This window comes from Aquimarina algiphila (genome assembly GCF_947494415.1).
GTDB lineage: Bacteria > Bacteroidota > Bacteroidia > Flavobacteriales > Flavobacteriaceae > Aquimarina > Aquimarina algiphila.
In genome coordinates this window covers 281,553-303,659 of record NZ_CANLVC010000007.1, presented here as the reverse complement: position 1 = coordinate 303,659, position 22,107 = coordinate 281,553, and the positions used below count along the sequence as shown (strand labels likewise).

At 33.5% G+C, this 22,107-nt stretch carries 10 protein-coding genes; 1 reads left to right on the top strand and 9 read right to left on the bottom strand.

The features are described 5' to 3' along the window. Nucleotides 1-8: 8 nt before the first annotated feature. From sov to PQF96_RS15985, 7 genes are all read right to left on the bottom strand, one after another. Nucleotides 9-7,238: a T9SS outer membrane translocon Sov/SprA gene (gene sov / locus PQF96_RS16015; RefSeq protein ID WP_456298489.1), complete on the bottom strand. Its 7,230-nt coding sequence runs from the start codon at nt 7,236-7,238 to the stop codon at nt 9-11. A 5-nt stretch (nt 7,239-7,243) separates the two neighbouring features. Continuing rightward, entirely contained in the window at nt 7,244-7,825 is a 582-nt protein-coding gene (gene ruvA / locus PQF96_RS16010; protein ID WP_109435595.1) for a Holliday junction branch migration protein RuvA, read from the bottom strand. A 191-nt stretch (nt 7,826-8,016) separates the two neighbouring features. Beyond that, complete coding sequence (locus PQF96_RS16005) at nt 8,017-9,195, bottom strand: DUF6786 family protein (protein ID WP_271767362.1); 1,179 nt, start codon at nt 9,193-9,195, stop codon at nt 8,017-8,019. A 383-nt stretch (nt 9,196-9,578) separates the two neighbouring features. Beyond that, a complete protein-coding gene (locus tag PQF96_RS16000; protein WP_271767361.1) occupies nt 9,579-10,370 on the bottom strand; it encodes a hypothetical protein in 792 nt (263 codons plus the stop codon). A gap of 636 nt (nt 10,371-11,006) precedes the next feature. Next, complete coding sequence (locus tag PQF96_RS15995; protein ID WP_109435603.1) at nt 11,007-11,363, bottom strand: hypothetical protein; 357 nt, start codon at nt 11,361-11,363, stop codon at nt 11,007-11,009. Nucleotides 11,364-11,636: 273 nt separating this feature from the next. Beyond that, nucleotides 11,637-13,946: an NADP-dependent malic enzyme gene (locus tag PQF96_RS15990; protein WP_109435604.1), complete on the bottom strand. Its 2,310-nt coding sequence runs from the start codon at nt 13,944-13,946 to the stop codon at nt 11,637-11,639. Between the two features lie 312 nt (nt 13,947-14,258). Next, nucleotides 14,259-16,046, bottom strand: a complete 1,788-nt coding sequence (locus PQF96_RS15985) for a glycoside hydrolase family 15 protein (protein WP_271767358.1) — start codon at nt 16,044-16,046, stop codon at nt 14,259-14,261. 93 nt (nt 16,047-16,139) lie between these two features. Here PQF96_RS15985 and PQF96_RS15980 point away from each other — a divergent pair, with 93 nt between their 5' ends. After that, the gene (locus PQF96_RS15980) at nt 16,140-18,332 is read left to right on the top strand and encodes a bifunctional alpha,alpha-trehalose-phosphate synthase (UDP-forming)/trehalose-phosphatase (RefSeq protein WP_271767356.1); all 2,193 of its coding nucleotides are present in this window, start codon (nt 16,140-16,142) and stop codon (nt 18,330-18,332) included. 93 nt (nt 18,333-18,425) lie between these two features. On the opposite strand, the gene PQF96_RS15975 is transcribed toward PQF96_RS15980, so the two are convergent. Together PQF96_RS15975 and PQF96_RS15970 are read right to left on the bottom strand one after the other, a co-directional pair. Beyond that, entirely contained in the window at nt 18,426-20,366 is a 1,941-nt protein-coding gene (locus PQF96_RS15975) for a trehalase family glycosidase (RefSeq protein WP_109435606.1), read from the bottom strand. Between the two features lie 12 nt (nt 20,367-20,378). Then, the gene (locus tag PQF96_RS15970; RefSeq protein WP_271767353.1) at nt 20,379-22,097 is read right to left on the bottom strand and encodes a sodium:solute symporter; all 1,719 of its coding nucleotides are present in this window, start codon (nt 22,095-22,097) and stop codon (nt 20,379-20,381) included. Nucleotides 22,098-22,107 lie beyond the last annotated feature (10 nt).

Below are 22,107 nucleotides of genomic sequence, written 5' to 3'. Positions count from 1 at the left end.
CAAGAATCTTAGTTCCCAAAATTATATCGTAATGTAAACCCACCTCGAATTGTCGTCTGCGGAAACGCTGTAGAAATGGAATATTGAGAAAAAGTATGATCATAAAAGAATAACGCAGTTAAGTTCTTACTTAATGAATAGTCTGCCGTAAATTTGATCCCATAGATATCCTGTCCTGCAGTTACCTGCGTATTATCAAGATCAAGGTATCGAATTAAGGTTTCATTTTGACGTAAAGATAAATCAGCTCTCAAGTTAAGGTCACTTTTTAACACTTGTTTTCTCCCTGCAATCCTGGTAGCAAAAGTTAGATCAGGAAATCTATATCCTAAACCAACGATATATTCATTCCCTTGAATCTCTGTTAGCAAGTTATTATCAAAACTTAGTGATAATGCCCTATCTTTTTTCCACTCTAAGAGAATCTTAACTGAGTTCTTCATTTCCATATCCAATCTCATAAGAGGACTAAACTGTTCTGTTAAGTTAACATTAGAGTACAATTCTGGATTTCTAAAATTACCAGCTTGATCCACATCATTCCTATTTGTAAACTCCAAATTAGTCTGAAACTGATTAATCGTATAGTTTGCTCTATATCCATGCGCTACAGAAAACCTTTTAAAACGTTTTTTAAACCATTTTAAGTTCATTAAACCAGTATATTTCACATCCCAGTTAGGCAATGGTACATCTCTAAAAGCTCCTTTTTGAACTTTGTCTGCACTAGTTCCAGAATACGCTGATAAAAAAGCTGGTAACAATACCGCTTGATTAGTCTTCCCAAAACCTACCGGATAACTATATCCATTTGGTTCTTGTTCACTACTTCTTGGAAATGTTGAAGAACCATAGAATTCTGTAGCCAAACGATCAGCAATAATCTGTCTATTCTCTCTAAAATCATCAAATACATCAGAATTAGTTTCATCACTTTTCTTAAATGCCGTTTTTATAAGTAAGGTCGAAATTGTATAATTACCAAAAGTATTAGGAGTAAGTGATGAATAGGGGTTATCATTATCTATATTACCGTCGGTATCCAGATTTACTCTATAATTTTCTGTATAGGTTTCAGAATAATTTCTATTCGCACTAATATCAATTTTAAGATCTTTTATAAGCCCAACAGAAGCTTGAATATTAAGTTGTCTTCCTTCAACCTCTTGATATTGTTGATTAAAATCATCATATAAAGTTAACCAACCATTACGAGCGGCTAAATCTCTAATTTCTGATTGACTACCAAAAGTAAAGCCTACAGTAGGTTTCAATGTCCCGACAAAGCCAGGTTCTCTGGTATACCCAGGAAGGAAAATACCATTATCCTGCTGATAATTTACATTTACCTTTTTTACAGCTGTAACCAATCCAATAAGTGTGTTGTATGCCTTAGCTCCAACGCTTAATTTACTTTTACCCTTTTTCTGACTTTTTTTAGGCTGTGTTTTACGTTCTGCAACTGCAGTTGTGCCTTTTTTATCTTTAGTATCTTTCTTCTTCTTTGTATTTCTTCTTCCTGCTTTTCTTTTTCTCAGCCCAACATATTTATATAATGTGTTCATATCTAATGCACCATTTATGGTATGAACATTTGCATTCTGAACTGTATTTCCTAAGTCAGGAATACCTTCTAAAGTCTTAAGAGCTTCACTACCTTTCACCCATTGAAAATCTGCATTATAAGAATACGTTGAACGAATGAACTTAAGTGCAGGTATTTTCTTAAAAGGCACCTCATAATTTACCTGTAATTGCTGACTATGAGTATTAGGATCTCCTATTTCAAAAAATCCACTCCATATATCAATGGTATTATCCACATTATTATTCTCATCAATGAAATTTTTGACAATACGATTATTTGCGGATGTAAAATTGAAGTTTAATGACTTAGTCAAGTTATAATTTACCCCATATTGCCAATCAAAGAGGAAATTACGTTGATACAATGTAGGCAACCTGATATCATCAGGTCCTAAAGTAATATCTCTAAAAATTTGCTCATTATACTGTCTAGTAATATTAGAGTTTACAGAGATACTTGTCGGAAGTAAATTAAAGTTAAAATCTTTAAGCAAATCAAAATATTTACTTTTTCCTAAAAATTTAATTTTCTTAAAAGGTTCTATTTCTTTTGGCTGAAAGCTAAAGTCATATGTTCCTCCCAATCTCACATTTTGATCCAGTGACTTTTCAATCTCAAAATCGCGATGATCTGTTTGATTATACGTTCCAGAAAATGTAAAGTTCTCTACATCATATGGCATTGGCTTACTATCCCCTGTTCTCTCTTTACGCAATCCAATAACATTAAAACTCTGTCTCTTTGTATAGTCAGTTGACTGTCGCTCAACACGTTCTTTTTCTGCAGGATCATCGATATTATCTAACCTATCCTGAAGTTCTAAATCTAAAAATTCGGGATCAAACTGTGGTGTAATAAGTTCTTCTCCTCGACTATAATTAAAAGGAATCTGAAGTCCCCATTTTTTTGGTAACAACTGACCTAAATTTACATTAGTTGTTAAATCATATTGCTTAATATCTTCTCTACTTCTTTCATTAGGTCCTTGCTCAATTCCTCCAAATCCTATAGTACTGATTCTTCCAGAGGCAGTGACATTAGCAAAATCAGCAATATTAGCATCCAAACTACCTACGGTAGCCCATCCTCCTCTATTTTTAAGATCACTTAAACGCATCTCATTAAACCAAACTGTTCCGGATTGATCACTACCACTTTCATTCTTAATACCCACCATCATTACTCTAACATCTCCAAAGTTAGGATTTCCTTTTATCCCCAGTCTCAAATTTCCAAGACTACCATTAGGAGAAGGGTCTGTTTGTGGGTTTTCTCCATTTTCATCAAAATATATTAATGTATTAGGATTTAGGGCCGCTTGCCCTATGACTGCAGATTTAATTTTTTGTAATAAACTAAGGTCAAGATTTAAACGATTATTTGATGGCCAAACTTCTTCTTGACTAGAATCTCCAATATTAGAAACCTCTAGTGGTAATTCTATTTGGTAGAAATTCGTAGTAAAATCATTACCCATTCTAATAAAAGCTGTTAAGTCACCATTATTAAGAGTTTGATTAGGAACAGCCTCTGCATGTAAAAACAGTTCAAGATTTTCATATTGACGCATATCAACATTAAAATTCTTATACACCCCTCTTGCATCGTCGTTTTGTAAAGTATTTACCGTAAGCGCAAGTGAACGCTCATCTTCTCTGATTATATTATTATTATTATTTAATTGCTCTCGTATTACTCCCGGAGGCGTTACATAATTAGGAGTTTCCTCTTCACTAACCGAAGTTACAATAACTTCACTATCCCCTGTTATATTTAGACCATTTGTAGGGTCATTAGTCGTATTTCCTTCTACTACGTATCTCCTATAATCACCTCTTACCAAATCCAAATTACCAAACCTTAACAATGTTGGTTGAGCAAAACCGGTAAGATACATCCTCATAAATCGTATCGATCTAAAATCACTAATATTTATAGCTCTATCTGGATCATAAATCGGAATTTTAAATCGTACCCATCTAGTTCTTAATTCTTGTCCAGATGATATAGTTATAGGAACATCTCTAATATCTGATATATATCCAGTCCCACCATCATTACCAATATCCATTCCTCTAAAAATAGGAATTTCATACTCAAAATAACTATTAATAGTATTCATTGTATTATCCCTATTCACATCTTCTGCAGTAGGAAATGTTGTATTTCCTCGATCATCATTGGATACATCAGTAGGTGAATTTCCTTGTGTACCGTTATAGTTGCTATATCTATCCTGAATATTTCCACCTGCCTGTAAGAAATAAGTATAATTATCACCAGACGGATCATCTAAAGATTGAAAAGCCGCAAATTCTGGTTTTTGTTTTTCGGCAGCATCTCCCAGTCCATCATATCCAGTATCCTGATCAATTCTTGCCTGTCCATCAGAATCAAATGCATATATCAAAGATTGATTTACCGGAACTGTAGCGTACTCTGTACTCACTACATTTTCTGTCTGGCCTGTTGCCGGCAATCCATTTTCATATTGCTTTCTTCCATCTTTCAACACATCTTCACTAATGTTTCCTAAATTAAAAACAATTGTTCCTCCAGGATTATTTATATCATCATATTCAAAAGGATCCATCAACCAAAACTCAATAAACTCTACATTAGCCTGCTCAAAATTGGTAGAGGTTAACTGTCTTGTAATTCCTGCAAAATTATTTCTTGGATCTGGAGCTGGCAATGCACTCCCTGGTGCATAAGCGGGGTTAAAGTTATATTGACCTCTCTCTCCAGGTTTATAATTAAGATCTAACGTAAAAAGTGCCAATGTTTGTCCTTGCTGAACATCAGTATCAGGAAAAATTTCATTAATAAAAACTCGTCTGCTTGCATTGGTTGCCAAATCTGCTTCTGATATTCCACTTGGCCTACCATTACTATAAAAAATAGGATCAATAGAGTACCAGTTTAACTTTGCTCTTTGATACCCAGACTGGATACCATCAACAACTACATCACTTGTTGGGTTCGCTGGATCTCCAAAACCAATCGGCACACTAGAAAGTTCCCATGATAATGGTGAACTTACATCAATTCTAGTTTGTGCTCCTTCAAAATCATCAATATATGTTGTTACCTTACCATCAAAATCAGCTCCTTTTGGTGCGCCAGCAATCAAATATGCCCCTTCTGCTCTAATTGAAACATTAGAAGGAACATCTGTATCTATATTTGGTAATTTATTAACCATTCTGGTTAGAAAAGGAACTTCTGTAGCATATGCAACATTAAATCCTAATATGGTATTGTTTATAGGTTCAAAATCATAGTTAGATTTTTGGGTAATTGGTCTTTCGTTCAAATTTAGATAAGTACCTCCTATAATAAAATCATCACTAAATTTATGTTCGATATTTAAACCTGTAAATCGCTTTGTTTGCTGCCCAAAAACAGCATTATTCTCTGTCGAAACCTGAATTGGAGTATTTGATGCCAATAATGCTTCATCAAGAATAGTTACCCTTCCTAATTGATAATTTACTGTATAATCTACCCCTTCTTGCAATGTTCTTCCTCCCGCAGTAACCGTAACAGAACCTTGAGGTACATTAAAGGCTCCCAATGGGATTCCATCCTGACCCGAAGATTTATATCTTCCTTTAAGCTGAAAATAATTTTTATCAGCAGATTTTTGTTCTGCTATAACCTTAGTCTCAGTATATAAATCACGAAATACATATTGAGCTTGGTTAGGGTTATAAGAACTCGGATTAGTATACACTGACCCTACAGGACCATTATCTAATTTATTAAAAAGGTGCTCCCCAAACGGTTCTATAGTAGTAAATACAATTCGTCCATTCTGCGAATCAATTGTAACACCAGGCACATAATCAAAGAAACCATCCCCTCCTTGCACCGGGTCATTATTTGGATTAAGGCGGTCTAAATTAAAAACTTTAAGTAAGGTGGTTTGCTCAACATCATCTGGTAACGGAACCGATGATCCTTCTGCAGCAGTAATGTAATTTACAGGAGAAGGATTCGAATACAAAATATTTAATCTAAAATCGTTTTGTTCTAACCTAAATGCTCCAGTACTATAGATGTTCTTCATCATCAGATCCCAAATCGGTAATGTTACATTAACGATTGGACTTTTTAGCATTCTAACCACCAAACTTTGACTTGAACCTACAGCTACACCTGTAGTATCATTTCCACTATTATCTCCAACCGTTGCATCAACACCATCATTTGCAAATTCTCCTACCTGAAAAACTCGTCCTCCAACAGTATATTGAAAAGCAACTCCTAAAACCTCATCATTATTCAATCTTTGGTTCAAAGAAATATATCCTAGTTGGGTGTTTAAAGTATACTCACTCGTGTTTAATTTTCTTGCATTTTCTAAAATCGCATAATCAAACCCTTCATTAAAGCCAGCAATTGGACCAATGAATCCTTGTTGCACTGTTGATATTTGTCTAACTGCTTCGGTAATTGGTCCAGCGGGACCGATTGTAGTCGGGTCAAGGTCATTATTACCATTATCAGGAAAAGCTCCAGCTCCCGAATTAAATAATGTTGTCGGAATTGTAAAATTACCATCCACCGGAGATTCCCCAAGATCCTGAAGCGCAACAATATTACGAGCATTAGTCAGTGTTTGTGCACTTGTTGCTCTATTCGTTACCCATACCTCTATTCTTGTAATCTGTACATTGTTATTAATGAAAGGGTAGCTTGCCAAAGATGCATCATAGGTATCTCTAAAATAATGAGACAAAAAGAAATGTCGATTTTCATCATAATCCAATGCAAAAAGTTCAAAATCTTCTACGGTACCTCCTCCTTCGACATTTACAGATCTGGTTTCAGACCGTTGTTCTGAATACACACCAGTAATTGTGGTTTTTCCAAATTGCAATCCCATTTTTACTCCAAAAAGGCTCTGGGCCCCCTGGATCAAGGAACTATTTAATGGCATACTTACATTACCAACTTCGATACTTTGAATGATATCATCCTCTGTAGGTGTATATTCAAGTTTTAACTGATTTTGAAAATCAAAAGTAGATTCTGTATCATAATTTGCCGTAACCTGTAATCGTGTTCCTATTTTACCTAACAAACTCAGACTTATTCTCTGATCAAAATCAAATGTAAAATTACTACGATTACGAGGAGAGAACGCAGGGTTATCTTGTTTGGTAAATAATAATCCCAAATCCATTTCTACGGATCCTGTCGGGATAATCTCTATTTCACTTCCGCCAAAAATACTTTCAAAAAATTTGGAGTTTACATAAAAGATAGGAAGTAAGTTCTTTCTTTTCTCTTCTGCTCCATCTTTTTTACCACTAAATGCCTCTATTTTTTCTTTAAAGTAAGATCTTCGTTGTTCTTCTGCCACCAAAGCTTCAAACTCAGATGGTGTTAGAAAAAGTGGATATCTTACATTAAAATCTCCTAGCTTTTGTCGGTAAATATATCGATTAGTAATTGGGTCATATTCGTATTTACTAACAATACTATTGGGATCTGGTAAAGAAAGTTCTCCCAAAGAAAATGTTGTACTTGTCGAATCCCGAACTTTTTCGGTATCCTGACCATGTAACACTCCACTATAAAGTGCTATCAAACATACTAGTAATCTAAAAAAATTAAAGCGTAAGGAATCTGAAGAACTCAATGTTTTTATAAATTTTTTAGTGCCTGTTTAATAATATTTTCAACCGTTTCTTTTGGGGCTTGTTTTAGGACTCTATCAATAGCCTTTTCTGCAAGTTTTCGATTAAATCCAAGGGTTTCTAAAGCAGATAACGCTTCATCTTTGTTAGTATTGCTCTGTGACAAGGAAACTTCGTCGATATTATAAACTTTAAGTATTTTATCCTTTAAATCTATGATTACACGCTGTGCAGTTTTAGCTCCAATTCCTTTAATTGATTGAATGGTGGCAACATCGTTCCCCGCAATGGCTTCTTTGATTTGATCGGGATGCAATGAGGACAACATAGTTCTTGCTGTACTTGCACCTATTCCTGAAACCGAAATTAGAAGTCTAAAAATTTCTCGTTCTGATTTTTCTGCAAAACCAAATAACGTATGAGAGTCTTCTTTAACCTGTAAATGTGTATATAGTTGCAACGACTCTCCTTCTGGAAGTAACGAAAACGTATGTAATGAAATATGTAAGATATACCCTACTCCACCACAATCTATAACAACATCAGTTGGGTTTTTCTCTACAAGCCTCCCTTTGATATGTGTGATCATATGCTAAGTTGATGTTAAGCAACCAAATGTAGTAAAATTCTACTATATAACTAGAATAAAAAAACCTTTAAAAATGATAATATAAAGAGCTTAAATTTGTTATAATTTTATTAAGAATTACTCATTATACATTTAGGGTTTCAGATCCAAAAAACTATTAACTTCTAAATAGACAACGGGTTAAAGAATATTTATTTACCACTATTTAAAACATTGTTTAACCCCATTAATTCACATCCTAAAATCGTTTTACTAATTTCATTTAAAAACAACTCTTCTCCCTCAAAATGAAATGTTTGATGTAAATGACTAACCGATTCATTTGTTTTTAATGCTTTTGCAGGGGCAGTGGTTTCTAATTCAAAAAATGTACTGCCATTAGCATCAGAAGCATTATTATATGAATTTACCACATCGCCATGGTAAGGATCTTCTAAATGTTCTTCGTCAGAACTTAGATATTTTCCTTTTTTATCTAAGGTATATTTTACGATGGTTAATCGATGGTTTTCATAATCATAATAACCAATCACAGGTTTACTATGCTCACGCGGCAATCCTATTTTACTTCGTTTTTCTCCATCGGTTTTAAAATACACAACACTATCTTTTATACGTACTCTATCTTTTTCTGTATTAAAAAAATAAGCACTTAAGTCAAGCGAAGTTGCATTACCGCTAAACGGAAATATCCCCACTGCAGTAGTAGTTCCTTTAAACATACCAATAGCCCAAGGTGTGATTAATCCTTTTTTCTCTTCCCAAGACACTCCTCTATTTGTAACTGTAGTTTCTGAACCAAAACCCACACTTTTGATCTCTTCTGGTATTGTGATTTGAAGTATTTTATTGATTTCCTTTTTAGTATATAATATAATTTGTCGCTCGATATCGATATTAAATGTTGTCCCAATGTTATTGACAACCTCAGCATTTTCTTTTTTAAATGTCACTTTGGTTTTGGACTGCTCTACTTTTGGAAATATTGCATTTACAAATAGATCAGGAACTTTCCAGTTTTCTTGTTGTATCTTTTTTTGACCATAGTACAGCGAAAATCTACTTCCCAAGGGATTTAACCAAAAACGGTCTTCTCCCCCATAGAACAACCTTGTTTTTTCTGTTTTATTTTTTTTGAATGTAGCTTCATCCAACCAACCATAACAATAACCATTTACAGCCGTACTACTTGTGATCACTTGCGCTTGATTACTACTTACTAATACTCTGGCATCTTCTTGTTGTAATACCATTGGTGATTCTACTTGTTTAATATACGCTACTAATTCACTAAATCGTAAATCGTTTTGCGAATGGCTTGCAAAAGACAGCATACTGCTAATAATGATGGCCAGGTATTTAACATTCATACTACTAACATACTAATAAAACAGCTATAAGTTATAAAACCTATAGCTTATGTATTATTTTATTCTCACTGGTACTAGTTACAAACTAACACCAGCACATGTTATACTAGATAGCGCATTCTATGGATAAAAACAAGATTAAAACTTCCCCAGCTGCCACTAGTCTGTGACTAGTATGCCACCTAAAACTGTATCAGCACATATTATACCCAAGCGAAAACTATATATAATATATTTTACCATATAACACACAAAAGAAACAGCTACATCAATGTAACTGTTTCTTATCTTTTATTACTTACTCTTGTGCTCACTCATACTTGTCAATAGAGACACTCTAGCGGCAACGGGGAACATACTATGCCCGAGTGAAACTGAAAAATCTAATGAAATATAATAGGAATACTATTTTTAGATTTTAGTTCACCAGAAAAAAATTCTCTATCATTATTTTCATGATTTAACCTTTGAATTCTTGACATGTCTTTTTTAACATTAGTAGTATCAGAATAAAAAACTAATGATAATTTATAATTTTTATCCTTATCAAACATAAAATAACTTGTAGAACTTTCATATGAAGTTTTATTATAAGGAAAACTAAAATAAGTTTCAAAAAAAAGTGTTTCTTTTGGCTCAATCATTATCGTATTTTTGTTGTAGAAATCATATTTTACTCCTTCAACAACTTGATTATCTTTATTTGTTTTATACCCCAACTTTATATAATGCAAATTAACTAAAGAATCTTGAATAAAAATATAATCAGTCATTCTATCATCACCCAAATAACCCGAAAAAGAATTAAAATTTAAAAAATCTCCGAATTCATCTTCTATCAACAGATTGTTTAAATTTAACCCAGTATATTTTTTAGGAAATGAATTCATATCACAGCAACCTCTTTTATATCTAGAATAAAAACATAAAGGATAAATCACCTGAGTTTTCTTAGTGTGATTTGTAATCTTAAATCGGATAGTATTAAAAACTGGGTCGTGTCCATACAAATCATTCTTTTTTTCAATTTTAAAAAATTTAGAATGAATTTCTTTATCTATGATTTCTAAAGTAATTCTTTCTGATAGGCCTCTTTCTTTTCCACAAGAGAAAAAGAAAGAGGTTATAACTACAGAAAAGATAAAAGTTCTAAAATTTGTTTCGATTATTTTCATATAAATTATTGTATTTATCATAAGCAGATTGAACACTGCTATTAGAATCCCCCAGCTGCCGCTAGTCTGTGACTAGTGTGCCACATAAAACTATACTAACAAACTAAAAAAACAGCCATAAATTATAAAACTTATAGTTGTCATTTCATCCTTACCAGTATTAGTTGCAACCAGCACATACTATATCCGAGCGAGGAACTCAATTTTGAGCACTAGCCTTTCAAAGTTGAGTTACATAGGTTCACATTTGAGAGCTTCTTATAAAGCTATGAATCAAAAAGACGCTCCATTGGGTCTTTTTGATGAAATTTTAGATTTTTAGGGTTCAAATTTGGATATTGATATTCCAAATTTGAACCTCTGACCTTCAAAATTGGACGTATAACACCCAATTTTGGGACATCAAAGTCTAAATTTGAATCTTATATCTCTAATCGAACGTATTTTTGACCTTCTCGAGCGTCTTTTTGATGAAGCGTTTAACGTTACTGATTAAACTTTTAACTCGTTGCATTGAAATTTTAACCTAGGGAGCTGAAAATTTAACCCAAAAGGTTGAATTTTTAACTCTTGGAGTTAATCCGAGATTCTTTTTAGCCCTCTCACTCTTCTTTTTGACGAAAGTGTTTAATGCTACTATAAATTTTTAAATGTTTCTTCTATAGCTTGCATTTCTTTTTTAACCTGATTCATTCCTACTAACCCTCCTGACATTCCAGATGTTTCCCGGGATACAGTAACTTCTAGATGTTCTGCATTTTCTACTGTTTTTATCTGGAACTTGAAATATTGGATAAATGCTCCCAATAAAATTCGTAATACTCGATTTCCCTTCTCATACATTCCGTTTGCATCATTTCCCTGAATTAGTGTATAACCATGAGATTGTAATAATTCATGTACTTTTTGAGTAAAAGCAACTTTGTCTATACCTGCATGTATGTGAGTAAAATTCTTTTCTGTAGATTGTATTACTTCTTTCAATGTATTCATGATGTATTCTTTTAATACAATATTACTATGTAATTTATAAAAAATAGTTTCAACTTATAATCTGAAACCCAATTTTGAAACATCAAAGCCTAAATTTGGCCTTTATAGATCTAGTCGAAGGCCTTTTTGACCCTCTGGAAGATCTTTTGGGGTAAATCATCATTCCAGCATACGCCAGCATGACAAACCTAAATAAAAGAGATATTAAAAAAGCCAGAGTTCTTACTAAGAACTCTGGCTTAAAAAAATAATTAAATATATGTATCTTATATTCTAAATATCCTTAGACATTGCAGATAAATGCAAGTCTCTTTTTTCTTTCTCTTGGGCATCAATAACAGCTACTGCCGCCATATTAATCATTTCCTCTACACTTGCCCCCAACTGTAAAATATGTACCGGTTTACGCATACCCATCATAATAGGACCAATAGATTCTGCATTATTTAATTCACTTAATAGTTTATAATTACTATTTGCTGCATCCAAATTAGGAAACACCAGAGTATTTACTTTTTGCCCATTAAGCTTAGAAAATGGGAATTTATCTTTTCGCATTTTTCTATTCAGTGCAAAATTCATTTGTAATCCTCCATCGACAACCAGATTTGGATAATATCGATGCAAATACGATACTGCATCCTGTACTTTTGAAGCATTATCATGTTTTGATGATCCAAAATTGGCATAAGAAATCATAGCTACTACAGGTTTGATTCCGAACATCTCTACTGTTCTGGCTGTCATCTGAGCTATTTTAGCCAATTCTTTTGAAGAAGGATCTATATTAATAGAGGTATCACTTATAAATAATGGTCCTTTATCGGTCATCATAACATTCATTGTAGCAATACGAGTAGCTCCTTTTGCCAGCCCTATAAGATCTAGCATCGGTTTTACTACTGAAGCATAACTTCTAGAATATCCAGAAAGTAATGCATCGGCATCTCCTTCATTAACCATCATAGCAGCAAAATAATTACGCTCTCGCATTAATTTCTCTGCATCATATAATGTTATCCCCTTACGTTTATGGGTTTGCCAATATTTTTTGGCGTATGCATTTTTGCGATCATACTCTTCGTCTGCTTTAGGGTCGATAATAGTAATATCACTTGGATCAAAATCAATCTCTTTCATCAGTTCCAGAATAATATCTCTACGTCCTAATAAAATTGGAAAAGCAATACCCTCTTCTTTTACCGTTTGTGCAGCTTTTAAAACATCCAAGTGGTCTCCTTCTGTAAAGACAACTCGTTTTGGATTTGTTCTTGCTCTGTCGAGTAATAATCTCACCAATTTATTATCATTACCCATACGCTCAAGCAACTCATTCTCATATTTCTCCCAATCTGTAATTGGCTCTGTTGCTATACCACTTTCTATTGCAGCTTTTGCAACTGCCGGAGGTACTTTTGCAATCAAACGTGGATCAAAGGGTTTCGGAATTATATACTCTCTCCCGAAGTTAAGACGTGTTTCTCCATAGGCAATATTTACTTGCTCAGGAACAGGTTCTTTGGCCAATTCTGCTAATGCTTTTACAGCTGCCATTTTCATTTCTTCATTGATTCCTGTTGCACGAACATCCAATGCTCCTCTAAAGATAAAAGGGAATCCCAAGACATTATTTACCTGGTTAGGATGATCGCTTCTTCCTGTAGCCATAATCACATCTTTACGAGCTTTTATAGCAAGATCATATTTTATTTCAGGATCTGGATTTGCCATTGCAAAAACAATTGGGTTATCTGCCATAGATACCAACATCTCTTGAGTCACAAGATTTGCCATTGACAGACCAATAAAGACATCTGCATCTTTCATAGCATCTTCTAATTCATTTAGATCTCTATCAGTTGCAAACTCTGCTTTCTCTTTGGTAAGATTATCGCGGTCTTTACGTATAACTCCTTTACTATCGGTCATTGCAATATTTTCTGCTTTTGCGCCGAAAGCTTTATAGAGCCTGGTGCAGGAAACTGCCGCTGCACCTGCTCCACTCACTACTATTTTTACGTCTTCGATTTTTTTACCTGCAATCTCTAAAGCATTAAGTAAAGCCGCAGCAGAAATTATTGCGGTACCATGCTGATCATCATGCATTACTGGTATATCTAACTCTTCTTTTAGTCTTCTTTCGATTTCAAAAGCTTCAGGAGCTTTAATATCTTCTAGGTTTATTCCTCCAAAGGTTGGTGCAATATTTTTTACCGTTTCAATAAAAGCATCCACATCTTTGGTGTCTACCTCAATATCAAATACATCAATATCTGCAAAGATTTTAAATAATAACCCTTTACCTTCCATTACTGGTTTAGAGGCCTCGGGACCAATATCTCCTAGTCCTAAAACTGCGGTTCCATTAGATATTACTGCAACCAGATTACCTTTTGCAGTATATCTATACGCATTAGAAATATCTTTTTCTATTTCTAAACAAGGTTCTGCAACACCTGGGGAATATGCCAATGCCAGATCTCTTTGAGTTGCATATTTTTTAGTAGGAACGACTTTTATTTTGCCGGGGGTGGGCTTTGCGTGATATACTAAAGCCTCTCTTCTTTTACTTTCGATACTCATACTAAATTTAGATAAATGTGCGAATACAATAAATTGTATTAAACTATTACATATACAAAGGTACAAGTCCGATTGAGATGCAGAAATTTATAGTGCTTAATCTTTCAAAAAATAACAAATAGAAAAAAGAAGTTGTTTTTTTAACGTATCTATTGCTAATTGTGCAACCATATACCTGTTTTCGTAAAAATTTCGTCAGTATACACACATTGGTTTAATTTATTTTTAAAAACAATCTATAACAATATCAATCAAATTATAGATAAACAGAATATTCCTAATAGTTTGTATTCTTTAAGTTTACTTTTTTTATCACGAACACTTCTCATTAACTCCCATTTCAGAAAAATTAACAGCTGTCTCTATTAATGCCAGGTGAGAATATGCTTGTGGAAAGTTACCTAATAAACGTTTGGTTTTGAAATCAATATCCTCGCTAAAAAGCCCCAGATGATTACTGTAAGAAAGTAATTGATCAAAAAGTTTTTTTGCTTTTTCCTCTTCTCCTATTTTAAACAGACTATTGATAAACCAAAAACTACAAATGGTGAAAGAGGAGGATGGCAATCCAAAGTCATCTTTATTTTTGTATCTATATAATAAGCCATCATTACACAATTCTTTTTCTGTTGCCTTTACCGTACTTATAAAACGTGGATCTTTTGCATCTATAAATCCATAAGATTCCATTAATAAAGTAGAAGCATCTAAATCACTAGACCCATAAGATTGCGTATATGCTTGTACTTCTTCATTCCAGGCATTTTCATAAATATCATTATAAATACGATCCCGAAGTGCTTCCCAACGTTTGTTCTTCCCTTTTTTATTAATAAGTTCACCAATTTTAATTGCTCTGTCAACAGCTACCCAACATAACAATTTAGAAAAAGTAAAATGTCGTTCTTCGGTTCTAAATTCCCAAATACCCTTATCTGGTTTTTCCCAATTTACATTTACAATATGTACAATACTTTTACTAATTGTCCATAAACTCTCGTTATCATCTACGGTACATTCAAACTTTACAAATTGCTGATAAATCACATTCATTAAAATTCCATAAATATCATTTTGTTTTTGATGAAATGCAGCATTTCCGATACGAACCGGACTAGAGTTTTTATATCCACTTAAATGATCTAATGTTTTTTCTGTAAGGTCTTTTTCTCCATTAATTCCATACATAATCTGTATTTTCTCATCCTTATCCGGTATGATATCAATGATAAACCTCAGAAAACGTTGTGCAACATTTTTATGTCCAAGATCTGAAATTACTTTAATAACCATAGAAGCATCTCGAATCCAACAAAAGCGATAATCCCAATTACGAACTTCGCCTATGGTTTCTGGCAATGAAGTAGTTGCAGCGGCTAATACAGCTCCAGATTTTTCATAACTCAATAACTTGAGCACAAGAGCACTTCTTAATATTTCATCATTATATTTTGCATACGTGGTTGTTTTTTCGCTCCAATTTAACCAATACACACGGGTTCGTTGTAATTTAAGATAACAGCGCTCTAAAGTTTGTTCCAGAATTTTTTCATGGTAACTAATCAGAAAATAAGCATGATCGGTTAATGTAATTTTTTCTCCGCTCAGTATGCCCTCCAAATCCAAATCTGAGTACAAATATAAGGTGTCATATTTATCCTTATTGGTAATACTTTTTATGTAATTTTCTGTTTTTTTTGAATACGTTTCTTCCTTTGCATATTCAAGCTTTGGATTATATTTTACTCTGAAAGTAGGTTTTCCGGCAATTAATTTGATATACCTTATAATATCTGCCGGATTATGATAACTCCCATCTTCATTTTGATATCTGGGCATAAAATCTATACTCTCAAAAATATCTGTTCCATTGTTGAACTCTGTGACCAGGATATTGGTTTTATGAATATACTTTTGTGATACTTTGTAATCATCAGAAACCAGGATTTCGAAAGAACCACCTTTTTGTTCATCTAAAATTTTTGCAAATACCGAAGAAGAATCAAAGTTAGGCAAGCAACACCAATCCAAAGATCCGGTTTTTGAAATTAGGGCTGCGCTTCTACAATTTCCAATAATTCCATAATCGAGATTATCCATAGGCTCAAAGTTCTTTTTAATTGCTGTTTTTAAATCCTTTTTTCCGAAATTTAGCAAAAAACAAAAACAAAAAACCAAATTTAAACACTGTTTATGAGTAAAACTATTATAATCTCAAATAGACTACCACTTCAATTAAGAATCGATAATAATTCTATTGAAACTACTCCCAGTGTTGGCGGATTAGCAACAGGTATGAAATCGGTACATTCTGGTAGTGATAGTATATGGATAGGCTGGAGCGGTCTTCCAGAAGAAAAACTAGATAAAAACTTAGAAGAATTAGTTGCTAATGCCTTAAAAAAACATCAATGTGTAGGGGTTCCTCTGACTGAATATGATATTGATAAATTTTATTTTGGTTTTAGCAATAACACCTTATGGCCATTATTCCATTATTTTATGGAATACACAGAGTTTGAAAAAGATACCTGGGACGCCTATTATGACGTAAATCAAAAATTTGCAGATGTTGTCATAGAAAATCTTAATGAAGGAGATACTATTTGGGTTCATGATTATCAATTATTGTTATTGCCAGAAATGATTCGAAAAAAGAAACCTAACGTTTCTATAGGATTCTTTTTACATATCCCTTTTCCATCATATGAAGTTTTTAGAACAATTCCTTACAGAAAAGAACTTCTCAAGGGTATGTTAGGGGCTGATCTTATTGGATTTCACACATACGATTATGAACGTCATTTTTTAAGTGCTACTCAGCGTATATTAGGTCATGAAATTAATTTTAATAATGTACATCTTGATAATCGAATTGTAAAAGTTGATTCTTTTCCAATGGGTATTGATTATGAAAAATTTTACAATGCTGCTTTAGACCACGACCAAAAAGAGAAAAAGGAAAAAACTGAAATTCAACAAGAAATAGATAAACATTATAACGCAAAACTTATATTATCTATTGATAGGCTTGACTATACCAAAGGAATTGCAAACAGGTTGAGAGCTTTTGAGTATTTTTTGGAAAAATACCCTCAATTTAAAGGTAAAGCAAGATTGGTAATGCTTGCGGTTCCATCTCGATCTGACGTACCACAATATCAAATCTTAAAAAATGAAATTGACCAATTAGTAGGTCGTATTAACGGAAAGTTTGCAGAAGTTAGTTGGACACCTATCTGGTATTTCTATCGCTCAATGCCTTTTGAAAACCTGATCGACCTGTACACTTCGAGTGAAGTTGCTTTACTAACACCCATAAGAGATGGTATGAATTTGGTTGCCAAAGAATACGTAGCCTCTAGAGTAGATAAAAAAGGGGTGTTGATTTTGAGTGAAATGACAGGAGCTTCTAAAGAAATGAGTGAGGCTTTGATTATTAATCCAAATAATTTTGAAGAGATTGCAGACACCCTCAAGTTTGCTCTCGAAATGCCTGAGGAAGAACAAATTAAAAGAAACACTGCTTTACAGAAACGACTAAAGAGATACAATGTCGAAAAATGGGCTAATGACTTTATGGAAGCATTAGAAAATACCAAAACCAATGCAAAAAAAATATTATTAAAAAAATTAACTCCCTCTATCAAAGACGCTATACTGTCTGATTTTTTAAACGCTAACAAAAAAATATTTTTCCTCGATTATGATGGAACATTAGCGCCTTTTGAAAAATTACCTGAAAATGCCAAACCAACTCAAAAAATATTTGATATCCTAGATGCTATTCATAAAGCTCCTAATACAAAATTAATTATCATAACGGGTAGAGACAAGGACACCTTTAACAGATGGTTTGGCCATAAAGACTACACACTAATTACAGAACATGGTGTTTGGCTTAAAGAAACAGAAAAAGATTGGGAACTACTTGAAAGAGTAACCAACAAATGGTTTGAGTCCATTTCGCCAGTATTAGAATCCTTTACAGATCGCACTCCTGGATCCTTGATAGAAGAAAAGAACTATTCTCTGGCTTGGCATTTTAGAAGTGTAGATCCAGATCTTGGTAAAAAAAGAGCTATGGAACTCAAAATGACTATCCAACATTTAATAGCAAATCACAATCTTGAAATTCTAGAAGGAGATAAGGTATTAGAAATTAAGGTAAGTGGCGTTGACAAGGGAAAATCTGCTGCAAAAATGTTAGTCGGACAAAACTATGATTTTATATTTGCTATAGGCGACGATTGGACCGATGAATATATGTTTAAAGAATTACCTGATTTGGCATATACGGTTAAAGTTGGTTTAAAGAAAACTGTTGCTCGATATTATGTCGAAGACACCAACCAGGTTCATGAACTTCTTAGTTCATTTAAGTAATATAAACTTAGCTCGTTGTGAATTTAGACTTTAAAAAATAACAAATAGAAAAAAGGACTATTATTTCTAACGTATCTATTACCAATCATGTAATCACATATTTGTTTTTGTAAAAATTTCGTCTGGATCTATGAGTTGATCTAGTTTATTTTTAAGATCTATTGGTAAAAGACTTAATCCTAGTTGATAAGAGGCGTTCATCCACCCAAAACCACTGGGAGTGATATAATCGAATTCTGTTCCTACATTACCATATTCTGCATATACCTTATGTGTAGCATCCACTACATCATATTTTTCGGGTATCGTACCATTATAATTTACTGCATTTTTGGTAATCGTCCATAACCAACGATATATTAGTTCTTGTGCTTCATTATCATATCCATAAGTCATCAATCCTTTCCAAAGTAGCATTTGATGTGGAGCCCACCCATTTGGATAGTCCCATTGCCTTTGTGGGGCATTAGGGTCATTTTTGTCTGTGATATCTGTAGTCCCCGAAATCCCTCCTTTTTGAACCAAATTTTCGAATAATCCTTCCAACAAAACAGATGCTTGCTTTTTACTACAGATTCCTGCCCATAATGGATAAAAATTGGTTGCAGACACCACAGGTACTTGCTTTTGGATTATAAAATCATAATCATAAAAAGAACCTTTTTCTTCATTCCACATCAATACATTCATCATTTTTTTTCGTTCTTCTGCTTTTAGTAACCAAATCGCTGATTCATATTTCGTTCCATTGACCTCAAAAGCATTATCAAACACGTTCTTTATAAGATATGCAATGTCAGTTTCATATTTATACAATAGGCTATTTAAGCCAACGGTATTTAAATTGGCGCATACTCCATCCAATCGATTAGATGTATCATGACCGCTTTCTCTCATCGAACGGTCATGAGTAAAATAGGAATCTAATTCTGTATCGATTAAATCTCGATTTCTATATTTTTCTTTAAATTCTTCTAGAGATAATTGATGTTTTTCTGCATACTTTTTTAGTTCAAAATCAAAATGACCTTCTTCTGTTTCTGGAGGCATTCCTATACCTTCTCCATAAAAACGATTAAGTCCTGTATTGGTTAACCTAATCCCTTTTTTCATCCAGACTGTTTCATATTCCTGAATGACCATTTTTAGGTTTTCGGCTATCCATTCTTTTGAAACTTTAGGGTTATTAAGATAGACCTCTTTAACCAAAGAACTAAAAAAAGGAGGCTGTGTACGAGTTAAGTAATAACTTCTGTTGGCATTAAGAATTTTCCCATAGTGTTTAATCTGGTAGGCAAAATTATCTGCCATAGCCATAGCCAAATCTGCCCTGCCATCAATTAACAATCCTATAGATTCAAAATAACTATCCCATCCATACATTTCATTAAACCTTCCTCCTGGCACTACAAAAGGTTTTCCTTTATATTCTTTATCAATTGCATCATGAGCAAGGTTAAGGATTCCTGGTTTTTGATTTATTTTGTTCACATATTCAGGCGTGATTTCTTCTGGAAGGATAACAACCTCCAGTTTTGAAAACTCTGTTGTAAGGGTATTAAAATATTTTGCAGCTGCAGTATCTCGATGTGGGATGTATAGTCGCAGTGTATCGGTAGTAGATTTTGTATCTTCTAAAACCTTTGCTAATCCTTGTTTATCAATAGATCGAGTTAGGTTATTCCAAAATCGAGTTTTGATTAATCTTGAAATACGATCTGTAGGCTTCTCAGTAATCTTATCGATATCAATGGATTCATCATCCCCGGTGATTGCTAGTTCTTGAAGAAGGTTTGACAATTCGTATGTCCCTTCTATTACAAAAGACACTCCTTTTTGGTTAACAAATTCAAATCTTTTAGGCCCTTTATCTTCTATAGTAATTTTCTTATCTCCATCAGTGTCTTCTTGTTTGATTAATTTTTCTAATAGAAAAGCATGATTTAGATATTCGGGTTTCTGTTCTTGTTGACAAGCCACCAAAATTACTATCACAAATAGCCCAAGTATATATCTGAATTTAATAGTATTCATCATCTTATTTTCTTACCAAAAAAAACCTACGACAATTGCTGTTAAGATCAAAAGAATAACTGATAATATCCTATAATTTTTATACCATGATATTCCGGCAAGTTCTTTTGATTCTTCTGCAAACATAGCTTTCTTGTATGTGTATTCTTTTATTTGTTGTTCTGATTGCGGTTTAGTGAATAAACTCACAATTACATGGATCAATATACAAATTACAAATAACCAAGTCGCCTTTGCCAGAAAATGCAATTCATTGATTTCTGGTACCCAATCAAAAGACTGTGACAAAATCATAAATATGGCAAGGGAAAAACCTGTTAGTAAACTCACAATAGACCCTGTTCCATTTGCACGTTTCCAAAACAAACCAAGAATAAATGTAGACACTGCTGGTGGACAAGTATACGCAATTACTAATTGTAAATATGTCCATAGAGAATCACTGACACTTTCTATAAACGGAACCCAGGAAATTGCTAAAACCACAAGAATTATCGTTGTAACCTGACCAACCCTTACTAATTGCTTACTTGTTAAATCAGGTCTCATTTGTTTTACAAAATCCATAGTCACTAATGTAGAAGCCGAATTAAATGTTGCCGAAACAGATGACATCATCGCTGCCATTAAGCCTGCAACTACCAATCCTAAAACTCCGACGGGTAACAACTGAAATAGTAATACAGGATAAGTTAGATTAGGACAATCTGCAAGATTATTACAAATTTCACCATTGGTCAATTCATAATTAAGTCCTGTTATATCTAATGTACTAAATAAAAGCAGTGCTAAAACACCCGGAACTACCATAATAAAAATTACAGGTAATTTAAGTAACCCTGCAAAAAGGGCTCCCCATCGGCCATGATTTAGATCTTTGGCCCCCAATACACGTTGCACCATAAATTGATTATTTGCCCAGAAATAAAACCCTAATAAAGGAACACCAGTGAGTAATCCCCACCAAGGCATAAACTCATCATTAGCAGGTCTTACTAAACTAAATACTTCACTAGAATTCTTTGGTATAAATTTTCCTTCTGCTGCTCGATCTCCAAAATTAACATCCCCTGCTGATAACATAGTGTCGAGTTTGGCCATCATACCAGACCATCCTCCTCCTAATTGGTCAAAAGCAAAATACGTTAACAGACATGAACCCAAAATTAACAATATTGCCTGGATAACCTCTGTCTGGATTACAGAGTTTAACCCTCCGGGAATCGTATATGCAGCCGCAGCCACAGCAAGAATAATAAGGATCAATGTCGAATCCATTGATGGAAACAATAAGGTTAAAACAATTTTACCTACATATAATCCGGCAGCAGTATCTACTAAAATATTACCCACTACTGTTATAAAAGAAAAATAATATCTGGATCTACTATCATATCTCCTTTCTAAAAACTCTGGCATAGTATATACCCCTGATCTTAGATAAAAAGGTAAAAAGAATATGGCAAAAAATATCAGAACCACTACTGCATACCACTCATAATTATACACATTTATATTGGTTTGATATGCGTCTGAAGCGAGTCCAACTAATGTAGAACTCGAAATATTTGCTGAGAACAAAGCAATCCCTACAATAGGCCATGTCATCGTTCTACCTCCAAGGAAATAATCCTCAGAACTCCCTCTCTTGGATTTGGAAATCCCGTAAATAATAATACCGACTAAGTATACTACGATTACCGCAATGTCGATATAAGATAATTCGTTCATGTGTGAAGTG